This is a genomic window from Sporosarcina luteola (assembly GCF_023715535.1).
GTDB lineage: Bacteria > Bacillota > Bacilli > Bacillales_A > Planococcaceae > Sporosarcina > Sporosarcina luteola_B.
Window position 1 is genome coordinate 42,209 of the sequence record NZ_JAMBOI010000010.1, and the last position, 11,949, is coordinate 54,157.

Here is an 11,949-nt window from a genome sequence, read left to right on the forward strand (position 1 = left end):
GATCAACGGGCATTCATTAATGCTTCAATCGGGTTTTTCCAACTGATTTCAGCCTTGGGATAATTGGAACTGATTTCAGAGGCCAAGAAGTAAAAATCATCTTTCGTAAACCCTTGAAGCTTTGCCTCATCCTTCACCCAAACGAAAATGGACACAACATCAAAGGAATTTTCCGTAGTTCCTAAATATTTTTCACCTTCAAAGAGGGCACCTTTATATGTGATGAAAAAGTTCTTTCTTACATTTTTCACATCATCATAGAAGTAATATTGCTCTTGTTCATACGCCTCGTCCAATTTCCGTTTCGGATCCAATAAATAACGGATACCGCGATAAAATAAATAGACGATGAATGCAATGATGACAAAGCGAATCAACAATCCCATAACAGCATCCCCTCACTAAAAATAGATATAGTCTTCTACTTATACGGATGAGATTCAGTTTGGTTTCAAGATACTTATGATTTTGGAGGTTTTTTTATGGAATTGGCAACATTATTCACTATGCAGCGACAACTTGACGCTTACATTCAAAAGAATCAATTTGTAACCGAAGATGTTTTCAAAGAAAAAGGGTTGGCTCTTCTCGTCGAGCTTGCAGAACTGGCCAACGAAACAAAGTGTTTTAAGTTTTGGAGCTCAAAAGGACCATCAGAGCGGAACGTTATTTTAGAAGAATATGTCGACTCCATCCATTTTCTTCTGTCGCTCGGAATTGAAAAAGAGCTAGACAGTTTAGAGGTATGGCCGATAGTTGAAGTTGATGGGGATTTGACGGAACTCTTCTTACAAACGGTAAATGCAATTCAAGAATTTTTAGTGGCAACTGATATGCAAAGCTATAAAAATATTTGGATTCATTATGGTGCTATAGCGAACCGGCTTGAAATTTCATATGAAGAAATAATGAAAGCTTATGTTGATAAAAATGAGGAGAATTACAAGCGTCAACAAACAGGCTACTAATAATTTAATAGAAATATAAATTAAGATTGACATAAGGAACTAAGAAAAATAATATAGAGATAAGTAAATAGGAGGAGGCATCACCGTGAATGATTGGAGTAAAGAAGATTTCGGCGTAAGACTAAAGACCTTGAGAGAACAGAGAGGCCTTTCTATGATGGCTTTTGGAGCAGCAATCGGTACATCCGCCAGTAGAATAAAAGACTGGGAGAAAGGTAAGAATGCCCCTTCCGCCGCTTGGATTGCGAAAATATCTGAGAGATTCAACGTCTCAACTGATGAATTGATTCTAGGGGACCCTAAAACATCTAGGGCATTTACTGCAAACAACTCATCGAACGTAGATATGCTTTATGAGCGACTGCGTGAAAACTTGATCATCGCTAAAGATACGGATGAACAGGACGAAAAGCTGGATGATCTATATAACTCTGTAGACGCTGAGAATAAAGATCGTTATCGCAGCGGCCGAGGAAGAAGATTAGCAGAACGTGAACTCCTATCCATATTGACGGAATTACCAAAAAAGGATGTACTCGAATTATTGGAGCTTGCTAAAATTAAGAAACGTTGGCAGTAATATAAATGCACTTACGCAAACGAAGGAAATACAAAGGCATCATATTATTCTTCATTCTTTTCCTGCTCTTCGGCATATATATTTATAAAGAGAATACGACAATCGGAGTGACTTTGGTGGAGATTAACGCTATTGGTCTCCCCGAGAGCTTCGATCAATATCGAATTGTCCAACTATCCGATATCCATGATTCAGAGTTTGGGGTTAATAATCTGGACTTAGTGAATAAGGTTAAAGCCATGTCTCCTGATGCCATTTTCATTACCGGGGATTTCATCGATGGTAACCGATATGACTTGGAGCATAGTTTAGAAATCATCAAGCAGTTATATGATGTAGCGCCTTTCTATTTCGTAACCGGAAACCATGAAATTTCTACAAACGACGAAGAGCGCATTAAAAGTGAACTGGCGGGATTAGGTGTCAAGGTATTATCAAATGAATCGGTGACAATTAGCAGTCAAAAAGGTGAACAGATTGCCATCGGTGGAATCGAAGACCCATTGTCCAGCAATCTTGATGAGCAAATTTATGTGGAACAAGTCATAGGAAATGCTTTTAAGGATGTTCCTGATGATATGTATAAGATTCTTCTCTCGCATAGGCCGGAACATTTTGATGTATATGTAGACTGTCAAATCGATCTAGTTTTCAGCGGGCATGCCCATGGTGGACAGCTGAGAATACCGGGCATTGGAGGATTGGTAGCACCTGGTCAAGGGTGGTTTCCGAAATACACGTCAGGCGTCTATGAAATGGATAAAACGTCCATGGTTGTAAGCCGAGGTCTAGGTAACAGCATTGCTCCGATACGGGTATTCAATCGCCCCGAAGTGATTGTCGTTACAATGAAATCATCAAATTGAATATCAAACCATAAAACGCAAAGAAGATTTCTTCTTTGCGTTTTTTATTATCCATATGAAAATAACTGGTGGATGTTGTATGATGGAATAGTATACAATTCATAGAATATTTTAAACGGGGGTTGTGTTGTGAAAGCGCTCATTCATGTAAATGGTCAATTGAAAATCGATGAGATGGAAGAGCCGATTGCAAGTATAGGTGAAGTCGTCGTAACATTGCATGCCGCTGGTATGAATCGGAGGGATATTAAAATACCTGAACGGCGTGGCGATATGAAGGAGCCTTTAATTCTCGGCTCTGATGGGGCTGGCGTTATCGAGTCCTTAGGTGAAGGGGTGGACAGCTGGGAGATCGGTGATGAAGTGATCATCAATCCATCACTGCGCTGGTTCGGGAAAAGTGCTGCCCCGCCTGAAGGGTTTGACATTTTAGGCATGCCCGATCATGGTACATTCGCTGAGAGAATTGTCATTTCTGCTGAGCAGATTGAAAAGAAACCAGCAAATCTATCAATGGAAGAGGCATCAGTTCTCTCATTAGCCGCATTAACAGGCTATCGGGCTTTGTTTACACAAGGGGAATTGAAGAAAGGGGATACCGTCTTTATTCCGGGGGCCGGTAGCGGAGTTGCGACATATCTTATCCAGTTTGCTAAAAATGCCGGAGCTCGCGTCATCGTCAGTTCACGTGTTGAAGAAAAGCGTAAGAAGGCACTTGAGCTCGGCGCTGATGTAGCAATAGATACGAATGGTGATTGGACAGAGGTTCTGGCGGATGAAACGATTGACCTTGTAATAGAAAGCATCGGTAAGGCAACATTCAACCGGTCATTAGACGTCTTAAAACCTGGAGGAAGGATTGTTGTATTCGGTGCCACGACGGAAGACGTCATTGAACTGGATCTTCGAAAGTTCTTCTATGGACAATACCAGTTGTTTGGCTCGACGATGGGCAGCAGGGAAGAGCTTCGGGAGATGTTGGAACATGTCGAAGAATATGGGATAAAACCTGTCATTGACAAAATATATCGTCTCGAGGATGGATTGGAAGCTTTCAGGGACTTGGAGAACAGTGAACAGTTTGGAAAGCTTGTTTTACGCATAAAAGAGTAAGCAAATTGAAGCTATAATTATAAATCAATTAATAGTTAAGGCATAGAGAAGGGTGTGGACATTTTGACTGAAAAAGCAAAACCATTAACGGATCTAGCGATTGCTGCTTCTGCTGTGATGCAGCCGATAGGCGATATCGCAAGGAATGCGGGAATTCCCGAAGAGGCAGTCGAACCATACGGACGGTACAAAGCGAAAATTGATGTATCCAAATTGCCTGCCGCAAAATCCTTTGGAAAAGTCGTGCTCGTGACTGCAACCAGTCCAACGCCTGCGGGTGAAGGGAAATCCACAGTGACAGTAGGGCTTGCGGATGCCCTGGCAAGACTGGGTGAAAAATCGATGATCGCTCTCCGTGAGCCATCCCTGGGGCCTGTCATGGGTGTGAAGGGCGGCGCTGCGGGCGGCGGGTATGCACAAGTGCTGCCAATGGAAGAAATCAATCTGCATTTCAACGGCGATATCCATGCAATCACGACTGCGAATAACGCTCTTAGTGCGATGATCGATAATCATATCCATCAAGGAAACGCATTGCAGATCGACCCGCGCAGGATTACTTGGAAGCGAGCAATGGACATGAATGACCGTGCCTTGCGCCATATTACAATCGGTCTCGGAGGTCCCGGGCAAGGTGTGCCGAGGGAAGATGGCTTCGATATTACCGTCGCTTCCGAAATAATGGCCGTGTTCTGCTTGGCGACAAGTTTGACAGATTTAAAGGAACGCCTATCTCAGATGGTGGTCGGGTATACGTATGAGAGAGAAGCGGTCACCGTGAGGGATTTGGGTGTAGAAGGCGCTTTGACTTTATTGTTGAAGGAAGCATTCAAACCAAATTTAGTGCAGACGATTGAAGGGACGCCAGCTTTGATTCACGGCGGACCGTTCGCAAATATTGCGCATGGCTGCAACTCATTGATGGCAACGAATACGGCTAGACAATTGGCTGATATCGTTGTGACCGAAGCGGGATTCGGATCAGATCTCGGCGCCGAGAAATTCATGGATATCAAAGCGCGTAAAGGCGGTTTTGCACCGGATGCGGTCGTTCTAGTGACGACGATCCGTGCTTTAAAAATGCATGGCGGAGTCGCGAAGGCAGATCTTGGGAAGGAAAATGTCCAAGCAGTCATGGATGGCATTGTCAATTTGGAAAAACACGTGGAGACAGTCCGTTCGTTCGGTGTACAGCCCGTCGTCGCATTGAACCGGTTCATTACAGATTCTGCAGCTGAACTTGATTTCATTCTGAAATGGTGTGCAGGGAAAGGTGTCCGTGCGGCGCTGACGGACGTTTGGGGACAGGGCGGAGCAGGCGGCCAGGATTTGGCGAAGCACGTTTTAGAAATGTTGGAGGAACCGAATGAATTTGCACCTCTATATGATGTGGAACAGCCTGTCATTGATAAAATAACGGCGATTGTTCAAAAGGCTTATGGAGGAAAGGGAATCATCCTCACTGATAAAGCGAGGAAAGATTTATTGCAGATCGAACAAAATGGGTGGGATATCCTTCCTGTCTGTATGGCGAAAACCCAATATTCCTTCTCGGATGATCCTAAGAAACTCGGTAGGCCTACAGATTTTACAATTACTATCCGTGAAATCATTCCGAAGCTCGGCGCAGGATTTCTTGTCTGCCTGACGGGAGATATTATGACGATGCCGGGATTGCCAAAAAAACCGGCGGCTCTTCAAATGGATATAGACGAAAAAGGGAATGCGATCGGATTGATGTAATCCGATTTGAAAAGGGCTGCCTATTCCGGCAGCCCTTTCGAATTTTATAAAGCTTTATCGTCCACTGAATTCAACCACGTTTCGATCGTACCAACTACTGATTCGACACAGCCATCCTCAAAAGGCGATAGCAAATTAGCCTCTTTCACCAACTCTGTAAACGGCTTCGATCCACCAAGCTTACATAAATGCAAATAATCCTTCCAAGCAGAATCGCGATCCTCAAACGAACGCTTCCAAAATTGGAACGCGCAGATTTGAGCCAACGTGTAATCGATATAGTAGAATGGAACTTCGTAAATATGCGATTGGCGCTGCCAGATAGAACCTGCCTCCAAATAAGGATTGCCATCGTAATCACGCATCGGCAAGTACAACTTTTCAATCCGCTTCCATTCCGCTTTACGTTCTTCGGGCGTCATTTCAGGATTTTCATATATGGCATGCTGGAATTCATCTACCGCCACGCCGTATGGTAAAAATAACAGACCGCTGCTCAAGTGGGCAAACTTATATTTATCTGTATCTTCTTCAAAGAACAACTCCATCCATGGCCAAGTGAAGAATTCCATACTCATGGAATGGATTTCGGCTCCTTCATGCGTCGGCCAGACGTATTCAGGAATACCGATATTACGGCTTGAATACACTTGGAAAGCATGCCCGGCTTCGTGAGTGAGCACATCGATATCACCTGAAGTACCATTGAAGTTCGAAAAGATGAAAGGTGAATCATAATTATCGATGAACGTGCAATATCCGCCAGACTCTTTCCCTTTCTTCGCTTCAAGATCGAGAAGATGCTTTTCCGTCATATACTTGAAGAATTCATCAGTTTCAGGTGAAAGTTCTTCGTACATTTTTTTTCCGTTTTCAATGATCCATTCGGAGGAACCTTTAGGTGTGGCATTCCCACTCAAAAAGTTAAGGGACTGGTCGTAGAACTTCAATTCATCAACACCGATACGATCAGCCTGGCGCTCGTATAACTTCGAAGCGAGGGGAACAATATAATCCCGCACTTGATCACGGAAGTTTTTCACCATATCTGCGTCATAGCCGATCCGGTTCATCCGCGCATAACCTAGCTCCACAAAGTTCTTGAATCCTAATTTTGTTGCGATCTCATGTCTCACTTTGACGAGATCATCATAGATGCGGTCAAACGCATCACCGTTTTCCGCATAGAACGAATAGGAAGCCTCCATTGCAGACTTCCTGACGCCTCTGTCAGTTGACTCAGCGTACGGGCCGAGCTGCGCTAGGGTCAATATCTTTCCATCAAACTCGATTTGAGCGGAAGCGACGAGCTTTGCATACTCGGAAGTAAGTTTATTCTCTTGTTGAAGAAGGGGAAGGACTTCCGGCGAAAAGGACTTGATTGCATTATCCGCAAGGGCGAACAGCTGGGTACCCCATTTTTCTTCTAATTCCTTCCGATAAGGTGTCTTCACCAACTCTTTATAGAATGCGGTCCCGAGTTCCTGGAATTCAGGTCCTATATCATCGAAATACTCCCGTTCCTTTTGATAGAACTCATCATTCGTATCGATGGATGAACGGATGTACATCAGGTTTGATTGCGTGGAATAATCGCTTCCGATGGCATTCAGCTTTTCAATTACACCATTCTGTTCTTCAAAGGACTTTGCTGAACTGAATTGTTCCAGCAGACCATTGAACTCTTGTTTGATGCTGTTCATGTCAGGTCTTTTGTACTCAAATTCTTCAAAAGTAAGCATCGTCATTCCCCCGTGATTTAATAATGTGAATATAATTCACTCTCTTCATTGTTAACTAATCATTGTGAAAATGCAAAAGAAATTTTGCAGGTCTGTATAGATTATCTGATGAAAGTGATTACGTGACCATTTCGTCCAGTTTGCTGTAAGATGGATTATGAATACATTATGTGAGGATGAGACCAAGTGGAAATAATTGAATATAGCATGATCGAACTCATCGATCCGACAGGCATACTAACAGGAAATCGATACGAATTTCGCATATATGTAAAATTCGACGAAGAAGATGAGCTTTATAATGAAAAGGGGACTGGCATTCGGGTCATTTATGTCGTCGATGGGGAAGTAGGGAAAGTGGCATCGTATCATCTTTTCGAACGGTCGACAGAGGCGATGATTGATTTTGATCTTGATGATGAAGAAATCGTCCAGCTAGGCGCCTTCTGTGAGGAACAATTAGAAGAAGAGTAAGAAAAAATCGTTGAAACGGCTCCCTTCTTACGATGGGTGCTTTTTCAACGAATCAATGAATTTATCGGTTTGAAATCCGATGACATCAAGTCAAATTATGTGTTTTTTATTGAAAAATAATAGATAATGTGTAGAGTAGATATGTAGGGGAAACTGATTAAACGGATTTATCTTACATCCATCCAAATTCAAAGTACATTGGAGTGTTTATAGATGAGCAATGAGATAGTCGATATTACAATTATAGGCGGGGGACCAACAGGACTTTTTGCTTCGTTCTACGCGGGCATGCGGGAAATGTCGGTTAAAATCATTGACAGCTTGCCGCAGCTTGGCGGACAGTTAATTGAGCTGTATCCGGATAAGTTCATTTATGACGTCGGCGGCTTCCCAAAAATCCTTGCGAAGGATCTTGTCGCAAACCTTGTTACGCAAGCACATTATTCAAAACCTGAAATCCATCTAGGTGAAACTGCGCTTTCCGTGAAACGTGATGGGGACCATTTCATCCTCCAAACGGATAAAGGAGTCCATTTGACACGCACAATCCTTTTGACAGCAGGCATCGGCGCTTTCCAACCACGTAAAATCGGATTGGCTGAAGAAGCTGAGTTTGAAGGAAAGACATTACATTACGGAATTAAAGACCTATCCATGTTCAAAGGAAAAGACGTGCTTGTATGCGGCGGCGGTGATTCGGCAGTAGACTGGGCAATGATGCTTGAAGATATCGCCTCGAATGTATCCCTTGTCCACCGGCGCGAGCGGTTTACCGCACATGAAACTAGCGTGAACCAATTGATGTCATCGAAAGTCAATGTTCTCACTTCCCGTGCTGTCAAGTCGATTGTCGGGGAAGATGGCATCGTCAATGAAGTGATCATCGCCCAAAAGGACGGTTCGGAAGAAGCATTGCACGTAGATCACGTCATTGTTAATTATGGAAATATTTCATCCCTCGGAGCAATCAAGGAGTGGGGGCTTGAAATGGACCGCAACTCAATCGTCGTCAATTCCAGAATGGAAACGAATATAGAAGGCATATATGCAGCAGGGGACGTCACGACATATGACGGAAAAGTGAAGCTGATTGCTGTCGGTTTAGGGGAAGCTCCAACAGCCGTGAACCATGCGAAAGCATTCATCGATCCGAAAGCAAGACTGCAGCCATTGCACAGTACAAGTGTCTTCAACTAAAAAAACCGGCGAAAGCCGGTTTTTTTAATCGAGTAAAAATGCAATTCCCAATATGACAAGCAATGGACCGATGATGATCAAATAACCGATCGGATTTCCGAAGTTCAACGTCCATCCGACCCCGAATCTTTTTTCTACAAAGATGGAGGGGTCATTTTTATTTACATAGAATACGCCTGCTTTCCAATAGGCGTCATCGTCATAATCCGTTACACCTTCGATTGGTTCCTCGTCAAATTCCAGTTGGACACGAGAACCCCCTTGGCCGACTTTGAATGCGTAAACTGCAGTTGCGATTAGCATAATAAAAAGAAATCCTAAAGGCATCACCATCATGAGGGTAGGCCCTCCCAAATTTTCATGGATTGTTGTCAATTGGAAAAAGCCGAAAAGGACCGTCATTGAAATGGATACCAAAAACAGTAGCCAGCTTGTGTACTTTCTGAACGATAATTGTTGGATGCGCGAAGTACTCCTCTTTGACGCATTCAATTTCACACCGGACTTCTTTGTAAAATAATTGATTGCAAGCATCATAACCTGCATGATTGCTAGAATGAGCAGCATCGCAATAACGGAAAAAGGGCTTTTCACAGTAAATGCGTCCGGTTGTCCGTTAGGGCCCCAGTGGGTCGGTATCATATCCGGCATGGCGCCGTATTGAATCGCTGTATAGACGATCAAACAAAGTGTAATGGGTATAGGCAATGCAAACATGAGGGAAGGGAGCATCTCATCATTGGAACGGCTCGTCAAATCTGCGACACGCACTCTTTTTAAGTTGTCTCCCCATTTATTTTCCCGTTTTCTTTTCATCGTCTTAATATGAAAATACAAGTAAAGGCCCATGCTGATCAAGAGGATTCCGAACTGAAGGATCAATCCGATGAAAACGATCTTTTCTTCTGGCAAATGATTCCCGAGTGTCCAAAATACATAAATGAGGAGACCTATCAAACCAATGCTGAAAATTGTTGCAGAATAGGTTTTTTTGAACATTACGAGCGCTTTGTCATCCGTATAACCCTCAGGTATCGTCACTCCGAAAACAATCGTATTTTTCAAAAGGTAAGGAATAGCTGCCTGCATAACGGTCAAAAATAAGATGATTACCAAGAATAATGAAAGTACCATTGTTCATCCCTCCGTAATTTCCGAAATGATAGAAGAAGTGATTGATAAAATCTGTTCCTTGTCCATGCCATATACGATTGATTCTGCAATAAGCGGTTTCAGATGCAGCTTGATAAGGTCCATTTGCATATCGGTCGGACCGTTTGCGGATATCGAATTGATGATAGCTCCGGATTTTGGAATGATTTCAATTATATTTTTCTTTTCCAGTTCATGATACGCTTTGTTCACTGTATGCATATTTACGCCAAGATCTGCTGCTAGGGATCTGACGGAAGGCAAAGCTTCGGAAGCCTTTATTGCCCCTGAAGCAATCAACTCAATCAATTGATTCGCCAATTGGGTATATATCGGTATTTCTGAGGTCGGTTCGATTTGAATGAACATGTAAGACCCTCCATTCTGTTCTAATATCATTATAACAGTAATCGGAAATAAAATATACATGAAGCATAGAAAAAACCCTGAACAAATATCTGTTCAGGGGGTTGTCTCTTCCAATTCTTTAACAGTAACGAATTCAAAACCTTCATTTTTCAAATACGTCAGAACGGCATCAAGTCCATCGGCAGTCGATTGATGGATGTCATGCATTAGTATAATGCTGCCATCCTTCACATTCTCTTTCACGACTTGAAGAATTCTAGCGGAATCGCGATACTTCCAATCTTGCGTATCTACATCCCATAATACAATCGGCAATCCGGTAATATTGTGGACGGCGTCATTGACGGCTCCATAGGGAGGTCGGAATGCTTCGACTTTTTGTCCGGTCACATCCTCGATGATTGCGGAGGTCTTATCAATCTCTTTTGCAATGCGCTCAGGGCTTAACTTTGTCAAATCTGCATGGTTCCAAGTATGGTTACCTAATTCATGTCCGGCTTCCTTCATTTCATTGACAATATCAGAATAATATTCGACACGGCTGCCGAGCATGAAGAAGGTTGCTTTTGCATCGTGCTTTTGAAGGATTTCTAAAATTTGTCTCGTCACTTTGGGATCCGGACCATCATCAAATGTCAGAGCGACTTTTTTACCAACGGTTCCCTCTAGAGGAGAATCCTTAGATTGTTCATCGCCTTCTATATCCGATTCTGTTGATTTGTCGGAATGCCCGTCGTTTTGTTCTTCATTCGATGAATCCATTGAACCTTGATTTGGGCTTTCAATCGCATCTTCCACGTCTTCGGGCTTGAACGCCGAAGCTAGCAATTCGTCTATAGCATCGATAGGAACGGAGACGATTGGTGGTCCAACCAATCTATCCGCTATCGTGTTTTCATCGAAGTAGATGATGAGTGCATCATCCGTAATGGCGAAATTTCGGTAATTCATCCATCTTGGCTCTGTATATTTTTCCAATGCATCCTCAATAATATGTTCCTGCAACGAATCATCTTTTTGAATTGCCCGACGCACTGATGAAGCGAGTGTCTGCAGACGGTTGGAATCTCCTGCAAATAAGTCCCTAATGGAAAAGCTTTCTCCCGTCTCGGGGTTCAAATGGAATGAGCGGATTTCCATTTTGCCTGATTCCGAATCGCTGAAGCTGCTGCTATTGAGAAAGACAAAGGAGTAATTCCCAGAAGCATGGGGCAGAGTTTCATAGGAGACGTTCAGTTCCCCTGACGTTTTTTCATCAAGCCGTTTTTTCTCAATGATCGTTTCAAGGTATCTATCTTGGACTTCCTCAATATAGTTTTTGACTTCCGTATTGAAAATAGTATGTATGCTTTGCGGATATTGGATGGCATAAGGAGCGTTTTTGTCGTTTGATGTTTTTGTAATGATTTTGATGCCTGGATAGTTGGAATCTATTTGTTCCGTTTCCACAGGAATGGAGGAAGTCGTTTCCTTCTCATCAGGCTGTGAAGCGGTGCTGCCATTCTCTGTCATGAAAACGAGAAGTATGGCGCTTACTGTCAATAGGACAATGGCGGTGGAAAAAGTGATGTCAATCCATACAGATCGTGCATTTTGACGCTTTCTGTTCATTTTGTGAGGCTCCTTTTTTATTTTCTAGTAAGAATTCTATCAACCTTCCTGATTGAGCTTCCTGTAAAGTTAGACGGAGCAAATCTATGGATAGTTTCGGATAATCGGGAAAAATGTCGAATCTTTCATACTAG

Annotated in this window: 12 protein-coding genes; 7 read left to right on the forward strand and 5 right to left on the reverse strand. The window is 42.9% G+C overall.

Annotated features, from left to right (window positions below; translation table 11 throughout):
- Nucleotides 1–2: 2 nt before the first annotated feature.
- A complete protein-coding gene (locus tag M3191_RS14725; RefSeq protein WP_251701134.1) occupies nt 3–386 on the reverse strand; it encodes a sigma-w pathway protein ysdB in 384 nt (127 codons plus the stop codon).
- A 96-nt stretch (nt 387–482) separates the two neighbouring features.
- Between M3191_RS14725 and M3191_RS14730 the strand changes: the two genes are divergently transcribed.
- The 5 genes from M3191_RS14730 (at nt 483) to M3191_RS14750 (ending at nt 5,270) form a co-directional block, all read left to right on the forward strand.
- Complete coding sequence (locus M3191_RS14730; RefSeq protein WP_251701135.1) at nt 483–968, forward strand: dUTP diphosphatase; 486 nt, start codon at nt 483–485, stop codon at nt 966–968.
- Between the two features lie 85 nt (nt 969–1,053).
- The gene (locus M3191_RS14735) at nt 1,054–1,548 is read left to right on the forward strand and encodes a helix-turn-helix domain-containing protein (RefSeq protein WP_251701136.1); all 495 of its coding nucleotides are present in this window, start codon (nt 1,054–1,056) and stop codon (nt 1,546–1,548) included.
- 5 nt (nt 1,549–1,553) lie between these two features.
- Nucleotides 1,554–2,414 (forward strand): metallophosphoesterase, encoded by an 861-nt coding sequence (locus M3191_RS14740; protein WP_251701137.1) that lies wholly within the window; start codon nt 1,554–1,556, stop codon nt 2,412–2,414.
- Between the two features lie 129 nt (nt 2,415–2,543).
- Nucleotides 2,544–3,527, forward strand: a complete 984-nt coding sequence (locus M3191_RS14745; RefSeq protein WP_251701138.1) for a zinc-binding dehydrogenase — start codon at nt 2,544–2,546, stop codon at nt 3,525–3,527.
- A gap of 63 nt (nt 3,528–3,590) precedes the next feature.
- Nucleotides 3,591–5,270 carry a formate--tetrahydrofolate ligase gene (locus M3191_RS14750; RefSeq protein WP_285853394.1) on the forward strand — a complete coding sequence of 560 codons (1,680 nt, stop codon included), beginning with the start codon at nt 3,591–3,593 and terminating at the stop codon, nt 5,268–5,270.
- A 44-nt stretch (nt 5,271–5,314) separates the two neighbouring features.
- Here M3191_RS14750 and M3191_RS14755 read toward each other — a convergent pair whose 3' ends face one another.
- Nucleotides 5,315–7,012, reverse strand: coding sequence for a M3 family oligoendopeptidase (locus M3191_RS14755; protein ID WP_251701139.1), 1,698 nt, complete (start codon nt 7,010–7,012; stop codon nt 5,315–5,317).
- 186 nt (nt 7,013–7,198) lie between these two features.
- On the opposite strand from M3191_RS14755, the gene M3191_RS14760 reads away from it, so the two are divergent.
- Complete coding sequence (locus M3191_RS14760; RefSeq protein WP_251701140.1) at nt 7,199–7,486, forward strand: DUF6509 family protein; 288 nt, start codon at nt 7,199–7,201, stop codon at nt 7,484–7,486.
- 213 nt (nt 7,487–7,699) lie between these two features.
- Nucleotides 7,700–8,683: an NAD(P)/FAD-dependent oxidoreductase gene (locus M3191_RS14765; RefSeq protein WP_251701141.1), complete on the forward strand. Its 984-nt coding sequence runs from the start codon at nt 7,700–7,702 to the stop codon at nt 8,681–8,683.
- Between the two features lie 24 nt (nt 8,684–8,707).
- Here the strand turns inward: M3191_RS14765 and M3191_RS14770 are convergent, their stop codons facing one another.
- The 3 genes from M3191_RS14770 to M3191_RS14780 all read right to left on the reverse strand — a co-directional run bounded on the left by M3191_RS14770 (nt 8,708) and on the right by M3191_RS14780 (nt 11,815).
- Nucleotides 8,708–9,817 (reverse strand): DUF1648 domain-containing protein, encoded by a 1,110-nt coding sequence (locus M3191_RS14770; RefSeq protein WP_251701142.1) that lies wholly within the window; start codon nt 9,815–9,817, stop codon nt 8,708–8,710.
- Nucleotides 9,818–9,820: 3 nt separating this feature from the next.
- Nucleotides 9,821–10,204: a GntR family transcriptional regulator gene (locus tag M3191_RS14775; RefSeq protein WP_251701143.1), complete on the reverse strand. Its 384-nt coding sequence runs from the start codon at nt 10,202–10,204 to the stop codon at nt 9,821–9,823.
- Nucleotides 10,205–10,297: 93 nt separating this feature from the next.
- Nucleotides 10,298–11,815 (reverse strand): polysaccharide deacetylase family protein, encoded by a 1,518-nt coding sequence (locus M3191_RS14780; RefSeq protein ID WP_251701144.1) that lies wholly within the window; start codon nt 11,813–11,815, stop codon nt 10,298–10,300.
- Nucleotides 11,816–11,949: the final 134 nt, after the last annotated feature.

What these genes read in the sequence shown, in the direction of transcription:
- M3191_RS14725 (WP_251701134.1), bottom strand. Translation starts at nt 386, where the DNA reads ATGGGATTGTTGATTCGCTTTGTCATCATTGCATTCATCGTCTATTTA.
- M3191_RS14730 (WP_251701135.1), top strand. Translation starts at nt 483, where the DNA reads ATGGAATTGGCAACATTATTCACTATGCAGCGACAACTTGACGCTTAC.
- M3191_RS14740 (WP_251701137.1), top strand. Translation starts at nt 1,554, where the DNA reads ATGCACTTACGCAAACGAAGGAAATACAAAGGCATCATATTATTCTTC.
- M3191_RS14755 (WP_251701139.1), bottom strand. Translation starts at nt 7,012, where the DNA reads ATGCTTACTTTTGAAGAATTTGAGTACAAAAGACCTGACATGAACAGC.
- M3191_RS14765 (WP_251701141.1), top strand. Translation starts at nt 7,700, where the DNA reads ATGAGCAATGAGATAGTCGATATTACAATTATAGGCGGGGGACCAACA.
- M3191_RS14770 (WP_251701142.1), bottom strand. Translation starts at nt 9,817, where the DNA reads ATGGTACTTTCATTATTCTTGGTAATCATCTTATTTTTGACCGTTATG.
- M3191_RS14775 (WP_251701143.1), bottom strand. Translation starts at nt 10,204, where the DNA reads ATGTTCATTCAAATCGAACCGACCTCAGAAATACCGATATATACCCAA.
- M3191_RS14780 (WP_251701144.1), bottom strand. Translation starts at nt 11,815, where the DNA reads ATGAACAGAAAGCGTCAAAATGCACGATCTGTATGGATTGACATCACT.